The organism is Bordetella holmesii (assembly GCF_020735985.1).
GTDB lineage: Bacteria > Pseudomonadota > Gammaproteobacteria > Burkholderiales > Burkholderiaceae_B > Bordetella > Bordetella holmesii.
In genome coordinates, this window is record NZ_CP085973.1 from 3,561,257 (window position 1) to 3,574,986 (window position 13,730).

Genomic DNA, 13,730 nt, shown 5'->3' on the forward strand with positions numbered 1-13,730 from the left:
AAGCCAGGGTTTGGAGGCAACGATGCGCGTCAGAGTACGTAGCGGGCCAGATCCTGGCTTGCTGCGGCTTCCGAGAGTTGAGTCTCGACGTAGGCCGCATCGATCCTGATGGCCTGACCGCCGTTGGCGGCCGCATCGAAAGACAATTCTTCCAGCAGTTTTTCCATCACGGTGTAAAGCCTGCGGGCGCCAATGTTTTCCGTGCGCTCGTTGACCGAGAAGGCCAGCTCGGCCAGACGTTTGATGCCGTCCTCGGTGAACTCCAGCTGCACATCTTCGGTGGCCAGCAGCGCGGTGTATTGCTTGACCAGCGAAGCGTCGGTTTCCGAGAGAATGCGCACGAAGTCCTCGGCCGAGAGCGAATCGAGCTCGACCCGGATGGGGAAGCGGCCTTGCAGCTCGGGGATAAGGTCCGAGGGGCGAGACAGATGAAACGCCCCCGATGCGATGAACAGGACGTGATCGGTGCGCACCATGCCGTAGCGGGTGTTGACCGTCGTGCCCTCGACCAGCGGCAACAGATCACGCTGCACCCCCTGGCGCGAAACGTCGGCGCCACCGCTTTCCTGGCGTGCTGCGATTTTGTCGATTTCGTCCAGAAAGACGATGCCGTTTTGCTCAACATTGGCGATGGCTGCGGCGCGCAGGTCGTCTTCGTTGACACGCTTGCCCGCCTCTTCGTCGATGATCAGCTTGAAGGCTTCCTTGACCTTGATCTTCTTGGGCTTGGTCTTGTCGCGTGACAGGCCGGCGAACATGCCGCGCAGCTGCTCGGCCATTTCTTCCATGCCAGGCGGCGTCATGACGTCCATTTGCGGCATGGGCTGCGCGATGTCGATCTCGATTTCGAGATCATCGAGCGATCCCTCGCGCAGCCGCTTGCGGAATGTCTGCCGCGTAGCGTTGCTCTCGTCGCGTTGTGGCTCGCCCATGGCATTGCGCGCCGGAGGCACCAACGCATCGAGGATGCGATCTTCGGCGGCGTCCTGAGCGTGGCTGCGCACACGGCGCATTTCGATTTCGCGAGTCTGCTTGATCGAATATTCGGTCAGATCGCGGATGATGGTGTCGACGTCACGGCCCACATAGCCCACTTCGGTGAACTTGGTGGCTTCAATCTTGATGAAGGGAGCGTTGGCCAGCTTGGCCAGGCGGCGGGCGATTTCTGTCTTGCCCACGCCGGTCGGGCCGATCATCAGGATGTTCTTGGGATGAATCTCATGGCGCAGCGGTTCGGCGACCTGCTGGCGGCGCCAGCGGTTACGCAAGGCCACGGCAACCGCACGTTTGGCGCGATTCTGGCCGATGATGAATTTATCGAGTTCGGAGACGATCTCTCCGGGTGTCATGTTCGATGCGGACATGGCTTGGGTCCTCAGGCGGGGCGGGTCTGGCCGCCAAGCGTCTCAATCACGTGATTTTGATTGGTGTAAATGCACAGGTCGCCGGCAATCTCCAGCGACTGCTTGACGATGACCTCGGGCGGCAGCTCCGTGTTGCGCAGCAACGCCAGCGCGGCCGATTGCGCGTAGGCGCCGCCGGAGCCGATGGCCGCCAGACCATGCTCGGGTTCGAGTACGTCGCCATTGCCGGTAAGCACCAGCGTGTGGTCGGTATCTGCCACGATCAGCATGGCCTCGAGGCGTCGCAGAACGCGGTCGGTGCGCCAGTCGCGCGTGAGCTCGACTGCGGCACGCATCAGATGGCCTTGGTGTTTTTCCAGCTTGGCTTCAAAGCGCTCTTGCAGCGTGAAGGCATCGGCAGTGGCGCCGGCAAAGCCTGCCAGGACCTTGTCATGGTAGAGGCGGCGTATCTTGCGAGCCGTGCCTTTGATGACGATATTGCCCAGGGTCACCTGGCCGTCTCCGCCCAGTGCGACATGGTTGCCGCGGCGGACGCACACAATGGTGGTGGCGTGAAATTGTTCCATGCTTTCCTTCCTTTGAAGGATCTATCTGGGGGCACCCGTCCTGCTTTTCAAGGCGGGGATTGATGAAGCCCGTTTTTCTCCGGCGACGAGCAAAGAAAAAGGGCCATGCCGGTTTGCACCCGCATAGCCCTTCGGGCAGCCTGGCAGAAGGCTCAGTCGCCGTATAGCTTCTGACGCATTTCGCGGCGCTCTTGCGCCTCCAGCGACAGCGTGGCGGTCGGGCGAGCCAACAGGCGTGGCACACCGATGGGTTCGCCGGTTTCTTCGCACCAGCCATACTCGCCGCTGTCGATGCGGGCGATCGCCTGTTGCACCTTCTTGAGCAGCTTGCGCTCGCGGTCACGAGTGCGCAATTCCAGAGCGTGTTCTTCTTCGATGGTCGCGCGGTCGGCCGGGTCGGGGACGAACTGGGTTTCGCGCAAGTGCTCGGTGGTTTCCCCGGCGTTGGCCAGGATGTCCTGTTCGAGTTGTTTGAGCCGCTCTTTGAAGAACGCCAACTGACGCTCGTTCATATAGTCGGACTCCGGCATGGCCAGCAATTCTTCTTCGCTGGGCAGATCAATCGCCGTATCGCTCGTCGACTTGCTTGATTTCTTGGTTGCTGCCTTCGTAGCCATGAAAACACTCCACTATGAATCGATCCGTAGCGGCACCCTGGGTGCCGCCCGGCAGGCCGGTTGTGTACTGGCGCTAAGGTTTTCCTTGCAGTACGGTTCGGGGTCGGTCCGGGATGGGCTTTCAGCCCACCAGGCACTGTTCGAGGCCGCGGGTGAAAATCTCCTGCGGCAGTTTGCGGCCGATGAAGACCATCTTGGTCGACGGCTTTTCGGCCGCCGTCCAGGGTTTGCCGGGTTCGGCGCCCATCATCATGTGCACACCCTGGAACAGCATGCGGCGATTGATGCCCTTCATGTACAAGATGCCCTTGTAACGCATCAGGTCAGGGCCGTATACCTGCACCACTCCCCCCAGGAATTCTTCCAGACGAGCCGGATCGAAGGGTTTGTTGGAGCGGAACACGAAAGCGCCGATCTTGTCGTCGTGCTGGTGATGATGATGGTGGTGGGCGTGGTTGCAATGCGCGCCGCAGTCACCGTCGTGATCATGATCGTGATCGTGGCCATGGCCGTGATCATGATGATCGTGGTCATGCTTGGCATCCGGGTGCTCATCGGCCAGAAAGTCCGGGTCGATGTCCAGGATGGAGTTCAGGTTAAAGCCGCTGATGTCGATGATGGACTTCAGTTCGACCTCGCCGAAATGCACCGGCGTGATCGGCGCGCGCGGATTGATGCGCAGCAGCCGGGCACGCAGGGCTTCGTAGTCGGCGTCGTTGACCAGATCGCGCTTGGACACCAGGATCCGGTCGGCGAAACCGACCTGCTTCTGGGCTTCGGGCTGGGCGTCCAGCGTCGCCATGCCGTGCTTGGCATCGACCACCGTGACCACCGCATCCAGGCGGTAATACTCGGCGATATCGTCGTCCATGAAGAAGGTCTGGCAGACGGGGCCGGGGTTGGCCATGCCCGTGGTCTCGATGATTACGCGCTCGAACGTGAGCTGGCCCGCTTCGCGCTTGACGCGCAACTCGTTGAGCGTGCGCATCAGATCGCCGCGCACGGTGCAGCATACGCAGCCGTTGGACAGCTCGATGATTTCCTCATCGCTGTCTTGCACCAGCAGATCGTTGTCGATGCTCTCGGGCCCGAATTCGTTTTCGATGACCGCAACGCGGCGACCGTGAAACTCGGTAAGAATGCGTTTGAGCAGGGTGGTCTTGCCTGCACCGAGAAAGCCGGTGAGGATGGTGACGGGAACCATTTTGTCCAAACTGCGCGAGGTGTTCATGGCGATGCTGGATGCTTAAATCGGCTGCGAAGTGGGCAAAGTGCTTGCCCGACGGGCGTTTGCCTGTCGGTAGAGCCGCCGCCTGCGGCTGGCTGGGCGAAGGGATCTCCCTGCGCGATTCCAGCCCTCGCCTGCGACGTAATATGCGGCAACTCGCGGCTTGAGTTGGGGCTGCCGAGATGGTCTGCTCAGAGCAGCCAATCGCGACCGGACGCAGGATTACAGCACAGTCGGCTGCCAGGGGCAAACCCCGTAACAGCCCTAGCGTCCTTTTTGGCGCAGATCGCGGCCCTTAGGCAGCCAATCTCGGGTAGTTCCCGCAAATGGGGGCAAAGCCCGCCATTGCAAGAGGGGACGGACTAGTGGTGGTGATGGTGCCCATGCGCAGGGGGAGCATTTTTCTGGCATTGGGGGCACAGCGCGCGGATTTCGGTCTCGTGCGTAGCCAGGGCGAACCCGGTCTGGGCCACGCGCTCGGCCAATTGCCGGCTCATGGCCGGGTCGCTCACCTCGGCGACGGCACCGCAACCCGTACAGACGACTAGCAAGTCGTGCGGAGCGCCGGCCGCATCGTGGCAGGCCGTCCAGGCATTGACCGCGTCAAGACGGTGAATGAGCCCTTCGTCCATGAGGAAGTCCAGCGCGCGGTAGACCGTGGGGGGCGCGGCGCCCGGATGCACGGCGCGCATGGCGTCGAGCAGCTCATAGGCTTTGAGACTGCGCCCGTGGGTGAGCAGCAACTCCAGGACTTTGCGCCGGATGGGAGTCAGCCGGCGGCCACGTTCGGCGCAGAGCGATTCGGCCAGGCGGAGTTGCTCGCCGACGTCGTCGGCGCGGCTGTTGCGGGCAGGGGCTGACATATCAGAGGGACCGGGGCGGTTCAGGAATGAGGCGAAGGTATCAGAAAACTTCGCGCAGCGGGGCCGGTCACCATATTTGGTATGATATAACATATTAGAACTAGCATCGCACTTGCTTTATGTCCCTGTTTTCTTCCTCCTCTCTTCTACGCCATGGCGTGCTCTGGCGCATGGCGTGGGCGGTGGCGGCCAGCCTTTTGATCTGGAGCCTGCTCGCATGGGCCATGTTCTGAGACCGGCGGCCATCGAGCTCGAGGGCGCCTCCTTCGGCTGGCGCGGCCAGCCGGCAGTGCGAGAGGTCAGCGGCCGCTTTGCGGCGGGCTGCATGACGGCCATCGTCGGGCCCAATGGCGCGGGCAAGTCCACGCTGGTCAAGGGATTGGCCGGCGTCCTGGCACCCATGACTGGACAGGTGCGGCGCGATCCGGCGTCCGTCGCCTGGCTGCCTCAGGCGGCCGAACTGGACCGGGATTTCCCGATTTCCGTGCTCGATGCCGTCGTGCTGGGGGGCTGGCGCCGCACCGGCGCCTGGCGGGCCGTGTCTGGCGACGAGACAGCCCGCGCCCATCTGGCGTTGCGCCGGGTCGGGCTGGAGCAGTTGGCTGCACGGCCCTTGCAGGCCTTGTCGGGCGGGCAACTGCAGCGGGTTTTGTTTGCGCGTTTGCTGATGCAGGATGCACCGATTCTGGTGCTCGACGAGCCTTTCGCGGCGGTCGACGGGCAGACCACGCGCGTGATCATGGCGCTGTTGTGCGCCCTGAATGCCGAAGGCCGCAGCGTCATCGCGGTGTTGCATGACATGGCGCTGGTTAAAGAGTATTTCACCCAAACGCTGCTGTTGTCGGGACGGGTGCTGGATTGGGGCCCCACGGCCACGGTGCTGGCGCCCGAGCGCCTTGCGCACGGTCAACTGCATCTGGGGTATACATGAGTCTGTGGCAAGCGCTGGCCGCGCCGTTCTTTGACTTTGGTTTCATGCGGCGAGCGCTGGCCGGCGCCGTGGCGCTGGCGTTTGGTGCCGCGCCCCTGGGCGTGTTTCTTGTCTTGCGGCGCATGAGCCTGATGGGTGACGCCATGTCGCACGCCATTTTGCCTGGCGTGGCCGCGGGCTATCTGCTGGCAGGGCTGTCGCTCGGCGCCATGATGGCCGGAGGCATCGCCACCGGCTTGGCCGTGGCGCTTTTGTCCGGACTCGTGACACGCTTGACGCCCCTGCGTGAGGACGCCAGTTTCGCGGCGTTCTATCTGATCTCGCTGGCGCTGGGCGTGCTGCTGGTGTCGCTGCGCGGCTCCAATGTCGATCTCCTGCACGTGCTGTTCGGCACCGTGCTGGGTCTGGGCGATGACGCACTTTGGCTGGCTGGCATCGTCAGCACGCTGACCTTGTTCGGTCTTGCGTTGCTGTACCGATTATTGGTGGCCGAGTGTTTCGACCCAGGGTTTCTGCGGGCCGCCGGCGGCCGTGGCTGGCTGGCGCATTTTGGTTTCCTGGCGCTGGTCGTCGTGAATCTGGTCGCAGGCTTTCAGATACTGGGCACCCTGATGGTGGTGGGCATGATGATGCTGCCTGCGCTGGCGGCCCGTTTCTGGGCGCCGCGGGTGGCCACGCAGATGCCGCTGGCCATCGGCCTGGCTGCTCTGGCCTCGTGGGTCGGTCTGGTGGCGTCCTTCCATCTCGATCTGGCAGCCTCGCCGGCCATCATCCTGTCGGCCGGACTGATCTATCTCCTTTCCTTGATGCTCGGCCCGCAAGGCGGCTTGTTGCGCCGCAAGCCTGGGCGGGTCTTTTCCAAAGAGGTGTGACTATGAAGCCTGTCTGGGCACGTTGTGCATTGATTGCCGCTCTGTCGATTCTGCCTGCGGCGGCAGTCTTGGCTGCGCCACTGAAGGTAGTGACGAGTTTTTCGATTCTGCAGGACATGACCCGCGAGATTGGCGGCCCGGACGTCGAGGTCCAGACTCTGGTCGGCGCCGACGGTGATGCGCATGGTTTCGAGCCCAGCGCGGCCGATTCGCGCAAGCTTGCTGGGGCCGGGCTGTTGGTCGTTAACGGTCTGGGTTTCGAGCCTTGGCTGGACCGCTTGGTGCAGGCGTCGGGTTTCAAAGGGCAGCAGGTCATCGCCTCCGAAGGCGTCAAGCCGCGCGCGTTTGCCCAGGCCGCAGGCGGCGATCATGATGACGACCACGACCACGACCACGACCACGACCACGACCACGACCACGACCACGACCACGACCACGACCACGACCACGGCCACGCACACTCTCATGGTCATGACCATGGGACGCAGGACCCGCACGCCTGGCAGGATCTGCGCAATGGCATGATTTACGCCCGCAACATCGGCCGCGCCCTTGCTCAGACCGATCCCTCCCACGCCGAGCGCTATCGCCAGCGCACGGATGCCTACGTCGCAAAACTGCAGGCATTGCAGAGCAAGGCCGTGCAGACCTTCGCTGCCATCCCCGAGGCGCGACGCAAGGTGGTCAGCACGCACGATGCTTTCGGGTATTTTGGCGACGCCTATGGAGTGCGCTTCGTCCCCGTGTTCGGTTTGTCGACGATGTCGGAACCCTCGGCTGCGGGTTTTGCCGCAGTCATCGAACGGGTCAAACAGGAGCAGGTGCCGGCCATATTTATCGAGAATATCGGCAACTCCCGCCTGGCCGAGCAGATCGCACGCGAGTCGGGCGCCAGGCTGGGTGGTACGCTTTATTCCGATGCGTTGGCCAAGCCGGGCCAGCCCGGGGCGACCTATCTGGGAATGTTTGAATGGAATGTGCAGCAATTGGCCGCAGCCTTGCGGCCCTGATCTTGGCGGCAGTGCCGTTGACGGGCTGGGCGCATCCGCATATGTGGATAGACGCGCAGGCAGAAGTCATCTTTGACGCACAGGGCAGAGTGTCTGCCCTGCGGCAGACCTGGCAGTTCGACGAAATGTTTGGCGCTTATGCGACCCAAGGGTTGCCTCGCGAAGGCGATGGCGGCCTGGCGGCCAGCACGCGCAAAAGCATGGCGCAAGATTGGATGAAGGCGTTGGGCGAGCCCATCTCGCACTACTTCACTCGCGTCACGCATGGCGGGGCGCCGTTGGCGTTTGGCGCACCGGTGGACAGCGATGTGCGCTGGGACGGCCAGCGTCTGTCGCTGTCTTTTACGTTGCCACTCAAACACCCGGTCGCGCCGGGCGCGGACGGACTGAGCATCGATATCTTCGACCCCACGTATTTCGTGGCTTACGCCTTCGACGCGCCGCAAGCCTGGCGGCTGACTGATGCGCCCGCCAACTGCCGGCAGACCTACCGGCCGCCACAGGCGTTGGATTGGAAGACCATGCAACAGTTGGCGTCGATCCCTTCCGATGTAGACACCTTGCCTGATGAGCTGTTTGCCATCACCAAGGGGTTGACGCACCGCAATGAGTTGCGCTGCTCATGAAGGGTAGGGCGTGGCTGGCCGTTGTGTTGACAGCGGCGTTGCTGCTGACGGGCGCGTCTGCCTGGGCGCAGTCCCATCCCTTTGCCGTGCCCGAGAGCGCGCCGCCGTCAACGGGCTGGCTGGCGCAATGGTTTGCCCAGATCTCCGTCTGGCAGTCTCATTTCTATCGCCAGTTGACGGCGGCCGTGCGTGCCTGGCAGCACGAGGGTTCGTGGGTACTGGTTGGCCTTTCTTTTGCCTACGGCGTATTTCATGCGCTGGGGCCGGGCCATGGCAAGGCCGTCATCTCGGCGTTCGTTCTGGCCAATCATCAAAGCGCGCGCAATGGCGCCATCCTGGCCTTGATGTCCGCGCTGCTGCAGGCGGTGGTGGCGATTCTGATGGTAGCCATACTGGCAGGTCTGTTCAACGTGACGGCCCACGTCATGAACGCGGGCACGCAATGGCTGGAGCTCGCTTCGCACGGACTGATCGTGGTGCTGGGTGCGTGGTTGGTGTGGGCCAAAGCCCTGCGCCCTTGGTTCCTGGCCGAGCAAGGTGGCAGCCGGCATTTGCATCACGCTACGTGCGGATGTGGGCACGTGCCGCCTCTGGCGCTGATGGCCGGCCGCTTGGATTGGCGGCGAGCGTGGACGGCGATTGCGGCGGTGGGCCTGCGTCCGTGCAGTGGCGCGCTGATCGTCCTGGTTTTCGCGCTGTCGCAGGGAATATTCAGCGCGGGCGTGGTCGCGGCCATGGCCATGGGCCTGGGCACCGGGCTGACCGTGGCTGTGTTGGCCATGATAGCGGTGTGGTCGCGCGACGCGCTGACGGCTTCGTCACGGTTGTCGCCGCCGTTGGTGGCGCGCTTGCGTTACGCCGTTGAAGCGCTGGCTGCGCTGGCGGTGCTGCTGCTGGGCATACTACTGCTGGGCGGGCAGATCGCCAGCGGCGGCTGAATTTACCGCACCCCTCTTGCCTAGTTTTTGATATGTTATATCATTCTGACCCTTAACTGAAATGATATAACATTAGGAAAAGAGGAATGAAGTTCTCCCCGCGCCCATGTCATGTCGCGCTCGTCATGGCGTTTGCCTCCCCCGCCGGTCTGGCTCAGACCGGCGAAACGGCCGCCACGACGTTGAATCCCATTGCCGTCTCGGCCGATCTGCTTGGACAGGATCCGAGCAACACGGCGCTGCCGGTCACCGTTGTTGATGGGCAGGAGCTTGCGCAGCGCCGGCAGGGCACGCTGGGCGATACGCTCAATGGTCTTCCTGGTGTGCACGCCGACACCTTTGGTGGTGGGGCCAGCCGACCCGTCATTCGTGGTCAGACGGCCCCGCGCGTGAGCGTGCTGTCCGATGGCTCGCAGTTGATGGATGCATCGGCGATTTCACCGGATCACGCCACCACCATAGAACCTTTGCTGGCTGATCGCATCGAGGTCCTGCGCGGTCCGGCTACGCTGCGGTATGGCGGGGGGGCCATCGGTGGCGTGGTCAATGTGTTGGACAAGCGCATCCCTACTGAAAAACCAGAGTCCGGCCTGTCGGCCGAGGCAGAGTTGCGTGCAGCCACGGGCACCAAAGAGCGCGCCGGCGTCATCGGTATCACCGGTGGCACGGACGCGTTCGTGGTTCGTGTAGAGGGCCTGAAGCGGCGCAGCAGCGATTACGACGTGCCCGATTGGCCGGGCGGCAAACTAGCCGGCTCGTATAGCGAGTCTACGCAGGGGTCGGTCGGGATGTCGTGGATAGGCCCGCGCGGCTACATTGGCGTGGCGTTCACGCACATAGATAGCAAGTATGGGCTGCCAGGGCACAACCACGAGTACGAGAGTTGCCACCCTCATGGTGACCATCTGCACTGCGGCGGACACGATCATGACGACGATGATCACGGGCACGATCACGATCATGCCGCCGGCGGAGATATTCCCTACGTCAAGTTGCGCAGCAATCGGGTCGATCTGCGCGCCGAGTATCTCGATCCCTTGCCTGGGTTCAGCAAGCTGCGTTTTCGCAGCGGCCTGACCGACTATCAGCATGACGAGATCGAGGGCGGCGCGGTGGGGACGCGCTTCAGAAATGAAGGCATCGACGCCCGGCTGGAGCTGGAGCATAAGCCGTGGATGGGACTGCGTGGCGTCATCGGCGTGCAGACGGCCTTCAGCGATTTTCGCGCCGACGGCGAGGAGGCATTCCTGCCGCGCAGCAAGACGCGCGCCAATGGAATTTTTCTGCTCGAAGAATATCGTCTGGCCGACTGGCGTTTTGAGGCCGGTGCACGTCAGGACTGGCAAAGCGTTTCACCGGCAGGCCACCTCGAGAAGTCCCGGCTGTCCGGCACGTCGTTGTCGGCTGCGGCGATCTGGGATTTCGCCCCTCGCTATTCGTTGGCATTGTCGGTGTCGCGCTCGCAACGTCTGCCGTCGGCGCAGGAGCTCTACGCCGACGGCGTGCATCTGGCCACCAACACCTACGAAATTGGCAATGCCAGGTTCGATCGCGAGACGTCGCGCAATATTGATCTGACCTTGCGCAAGCACGAGGGCGACACGACGTTGAGCCTGAGCGCATTCCACAACCGGGTCAAAAACTATATATACGCCGATACGCTGGATCGTTTCGAAGACTTCCGCCTCATTGAGTACTCGCAGCAGGACGCAGAGTTCACCGGCGTGGAAGGCCAGATCAATCATCAGTTCTCGCCGTTGTTCTCTGCCGGCGTGTTTGGCGATTATGTGCGCGGCAAACTGACGGGCGGCCAGGGCAATCTGCCGCGTATCCCCGCGGCACGGCTGGGTGCGCGCGCCAACGTCAAATGGCAGCAGTGGTCCGCAGGGGTGGAGTATACTTATGTATTCCGCCAGAAAGACATCGCCAGCTATGAGAGCGAAACGCCGGGTTATTCACTGGTCAACGCCGTGGTCAGCTATCGCTTCAAGGCCGCTGGCGCGCAGTATGACGTTTATCTGCGCGGCAACAACCTGTTGGACAAGCTGGCCTATAACCACGCTTCGTTCTTGGCCACCTCGGCGCCGCTGCCCGGGCGCTCGGTATTGCTGGGCGTGCGGATGACGTACTGAGACGCTCAGTCTTTGCCGCCAGGCTTGCGGTTGGCGCGTGGGTGGGCCTGGTCATAGACTTTGGCCAGGTGCTGGAAATCCAGCCGTGTGTAGATCTGGGTGGTGGCGATGTTGGCATGCCCCAGCAACTCTTGCACGGCGCGCAGATCCTGCGCGGATTGCAGTACATGGCTGGCAAAGCTGTGGCGCAGCACATGGGGGTGGACATGCGCCGGCATGCCTGCGGCTTGGGCCAGCCGGCCCAATTGCTGTTGCACCACGCGCGGCGAGATGCGGGCGCCGCGCGCGCCCAGAAAAAGCGCGTGCTGATCGGCCGCCGGTGTGGTGGCTGCCAACAACGTGCCGCGCGCCGCAAGCCATTGATCCAGCGCATCCAGCGCGGCCTTGCCCACCGGCACGGTGCGCCGTTTACCGCCCTTGCCCAGCACAATGACTTCTGCCTCGGCCCGATCAAGCCAGCCGCGCGGATCCTCACCCGCATCACGCTGATAATGCGTATCGAGTCCCACCAATTCTGACAGGCGCAGGCCGCTGGAATAGAGCAGTTCGAACATGGCGTGATCACGCAGGCCAGCCGGGTCGCGGGCCAACGTTGCCGGCGCGTGGTCTAGCAATGCTTGAGCCTGATCCACAGACAAGGCTTTGGGTAACGCCCGGGGCGCTTTGGGGGCCCGGACGCCGGCTACCGGGTTGCTCGGCAGCCCCGCTTGCGGCGCCCACCAATGATAGAAACCCCGCCAGGCCGCCAGCCGGCGCGCCAGACTGCGCGGCCCCAGGCCTTGAGCGTGCAGGCGAGCGATGGCTTGGCGGATGTGGCCCGTCGACAGGGCGGCCAGCGGCACGCCATGCTTTTGCGCGACGTCTGCCAGGCATTGGAGATCGCGGCGGTAGGCCGAGAGGGTGTGCTCGGCGTAGCGCCGTTGCGTCTGCAAATGCCGCAGCCAGGCAAAGAGTGGCGCGGCATCCTCGGTCATAGGGCCTCAGGCCAGACGATGCAGCGCGGCCGAGGCGAGCTGGCCGATGGTTTCGAGAAACGCAGTACCCATCTCGGGCGTAAAGCGCGCGGCGTCGTCGGAGCCCAGAATCAGCAGGCCGACGCTGGGGGCGTCTGCCTGCAGCCGCAGCGCCACCAGAGCCAGCGACTTGGGGGTGCTATCGAGCCAGCGGACAGCCTCGAACCCGGTGTCATTGCCGCAATAGGGCGTTTTCAAGCTATCGGCAAAGGTACGGGCGTCGTCGGAGACGGCTGCACCATAGCCGTGTTGGCCCTCGGCCGGCAGGCCGGGCAGATTCCACAGACGCAAGCCGGCGTGATCCAGATTGAACTGCTCGGCCAGGCCCAGTGTGATCTCGGCCGGCAGGCGTGCTGCGTCGGTTTCGCGCAGCAGGCGAGCCGACCAGGCGGTCACCTGCTGGGCGATGGTCTCGTTGTCGCCGGCGTTACGCACCAACTCATTGAGACGCCATTCGAGGCTGCGATTGCGCTCGCGCAGCGTGAGAATCTGCCGCTCGGCCAGCGATATCGCCCGCCCGCCATGGGGGTTGGGAACGTGCAGATTGGCGAACACGGTCGGGTGCTCATCGAAGAACGCCGGGTGTTCCTGCAGAAAATGCGCAATATCCTGCGCGCTGGGATCGTTGGTGGTCATGTCGCCTTGATGGATGCGTTGCGCTCAGCGATTCAGCGCCATGGAAAAGACCAGTTTGTCGATATCGATCTGGCCATGGAATACGGACTGGGCCGGGCCGGTCATGCGCAGTTGGGCGCCGTCCCAGGCAATGGTCAGCACGCCGCCGCGGGTTTGCACGCGCACGGGACTGTCGAGCAGGCCGCCGCGGATGCCGGCAGCCACGGCCGCGCAGGCCCCGGTGCCGCAAGCCAGGGTCTCGCCCGCGCCGCGTTCGTAGACGCGCAGCGCGATGGCGTGGCGGTCGATGATCTGCATGAAACCGGCATTGACGCGGCGCGCAAAGCGGGGATGCGATTCGATTTGCGGGCCCAGACGGGCCACGGCTGCTGTGGCGACATCGGCGACCACCTGCACGGCGTGCGGGTTGGAAATGGCCACGGTCGAGATTTCCACCTCGGCGCCGTCAAGCGGCAGGGTGTAGAGCGTATCCTGCCCCTGCGAGCGCTGGGTCAGGCCGTGGGCATCGAAGGGTAGCGCCGCCGGATCGAAGCACGTCGATCCCATATCCACGGTTACCTGTCCGTCTTCGCTTTCGTCGAGCAGAATGACGCCGCTGACGATCTCCGCGCGCAGCGGGTTCTTCTCGCTCAAGCCCTGCTCGTGCACAAAGCGCACGAAGCAGCGCGCGCCGTTGCCGCAATGCTCGACCTCGCTGCCGTCATTGTTGAAAACCCGGTAGCGAAAGTCGGCGTCGGGGCGGGTAGGCCGCTCGACCAGCAATATCTGGTCGGCGCCGACGCCGAAATGCCGGTCGCCCAGAGCGCGCGCGCGCTCCGGCGTCATCTCGATGGTTTGGCGAACGCCGTCGAGCACGACGAAGTCGTTGCCGGCGCCATGCATTTTGGTGAAGTTCCAGATCATGCCGGGATTATCACCCATTCCCAACCATCTG

14 protein-coding genes are annotated in these 13,730 nt (G+C 63.5%); 6 read left to right on the plus strand and 8 right to left on the minus strand.

Annotated elements, in window-relative coordinates:
• Window positions 1–29: 29 nt before the first annotated feature.
• The 5 genes from hslU to LK440_RS17170 form a co-directional block, all read right to left on the minus strand.
• Window positions 30–1,364, minus strand: coding sequence for an ATP-dependent protease ATPase subunit HslU (gene hslU / locus LK440_RS17150; protein ID WP_017685724.1), 1,335 nt, complete (start codon window positions 1,362–1,364; stop codon window positions 30–32).
• Between the two features lie 11 nt (window positions 1,365–1,375).
• Window positions 1,376–1,930, minus strand: a complete 555-nt coding sequence (gene hslV, locus LK440_RS17155; protein ID WP_005016994.1) for an ATP-dependent protease subunit HslV — start codon at window positions 1,928–1,930, stop codon at window positions 1,376–1,378.
• 152 nt (window positions 1,931–2,082) lie between these two features.
• Window positions 2,083–2,547, minus strand: coding sequence for an RNA polymerase-binding protein DksA (dksA, locus tag LK440_RS17160; RefSeq protein WP_005016992.1), 465 nt, complete (start codon window positions 2,545–2,547; stop codon window positions 2,083–2,085).
• A gap of 121 nt (window positions 2,548–2,668) precedes the next feature.
• Window positions 2,669–3,778: a CobW family GTP-binding protein gene (locus LK440_RS17165; protein ID WP_005016990.1), complete on the minus strand. Its 1,110-nt coding sequence runs from the start codon at window positions 3,776–3,778 to the stop codon at window positions 2,669–2,671.
• A 359-nt stretch (window positions 3,779–4,137) separates the two neighbouring features.
• A complete protein-coding gene (locus tag LK440_RS17170; protein WP_017685723.1) occupies window positions 4,138–4,638 on the minus strand; it encodes a Fur family transcriptional regulator in 501 nt (166 codons plus the stop codon).
• 217 nt (window positions 4,639–4,855) lie between these two features.
• Here LK440_RS17170 and LK440_RS17175 point away from each other — a divergent pair, with 217 nt between their 5' ends.
• The 6 genes from LK440_RS17175 to LK440_RS17200 all read left to right on the plus strand — a co-directional run bounded on the left by LK440_RS17175 (window position 4,856) and on the right by LK440_RS17200 (window position 11,147).
• Window positions 4,856–5,569 carry a metal ABC transporter ATP-binding protein gene (locus tag LK440_RS17175; protein ID WP_169512618.1) on the plus strand — a complete coding sequence of 238 codons (714 nt, stop codon included), beginning with the start codon at window positions 4,856–4,858 and terminating at the stop codon, window positions 5,567–5,569.
• The gene (locus LK440_RS17180; RefSeq protein WP_005016979.1) at window positions 5,566–6,441 is read left to right on the plus strand and encodes a metal ABC transporter permease; all 876 of its coding nucleotides are present in this window, start codon (window positions 5,566–5,568) and stop codon (window positions 6,439–6,441) included. Before LK440_RS17175 ends, LK440_RS17180 begins: the two co-directional genes overlap by 4 nt.
• A 2-nt stretch (window positions 6,442–6,443) precedes the next feature.
• A complete protein-coding gene (locus tag LK440_RS17185; protein ID WP_005016977.1) occupies window positions 6,444–7,451 on the plus strand; it encodes a metal ABC transporter substrate-binding protein in 1,008 nt (335 codons plus the stop codon).
• The gene (locus LK440_RS17190; protein ID WP_005016975.1) at window positions 7,412–8,077 is read left to right on the plus strand and encodes a DUF1007 family protein; all 666 of its coding nucleotides are present in this window, start codon (window positions 7,412–7,414) and stop codon (window positions 8,075–8,077) included. The genes LK440_RS17185 and LK440_RS17190 overlap by 40 nt, the downstream gene beginning before the upstream one ends.
• Window positions 8,074–9,015 (plus strand): nickel/cobalt transporter, encoded by a 942-nt coding sequence (locus tag LK440_RS17195; protein WP_005016972.1) that lies wholly within the window; start codon window positions 8,074–8,076, stop codon window positions 9,013–9,015. The genes LK440_RS17190 and LK440_RS17195 overlap by 4 nt, the downstream gene beginning before the upstream one ends.
• 86 nt (window positions 9,016–9,101) lie before the next feature.
• Window positions 9,102–11,147 (plus strand): TonB-dependent receptor domain-containing protein, encoded by a 2,046-nt coding sequence (locus LK440_RS17200; protein WP_005020238.1) that lies wholly within the window; start codon window positions 9,102–9,104, stop codon window positions 11,145–11,147.
• A 5-nt stretch (window positions 11,148–11,152) separates the two neighbouring features.
• On the opposite strand, the gene xerC is transcribed toward LK440_RS17200, so the two are convergent.
• The 3 genes from xerC to dapF are packed head-to-tail and all read right to left on the minus strand — an operon-like array spanning window position 11,153 to window position 13,717.
• Complete coding sequence (gene xerC, locus LK440_RS17205; RefSeq protein WP_005016969.1) at window positions 11,153–12,121, minus strand: tyrosine recombinase XerC; 969 nt, start codon at window positions 12,119–12,121, stop codon at window positions 11,153–11,155.
• 6 nt (window positions 12,122–12,127) lie between these two features.
• Window positions 12,128–12,796 carry a DUF484 family protein gene (locus tag LK440_RS17210; RefSeq protein WP_005016967.1) on the minus strand — a complete coding sequence of 223 codons (669 nt, stop codon included), beginning with the start codon at window positions 12,794–12,796 and terminating at the stop codon, window positions 12,128–12,130.
• Window positions 12,797–12,820: 24 nt separating this feature from the next.
• Entirely contained in the window at window positions 12,821–13,717 is an 897-nt protein-coding gene (gene dapF, locus LK440_RS17215) for a diaminopimelate epimerase (protein ID WP_005016964.1), read from the minus strand.
• Window positions 13,718–13,730 lie beyond the last annotated feature (13 nt).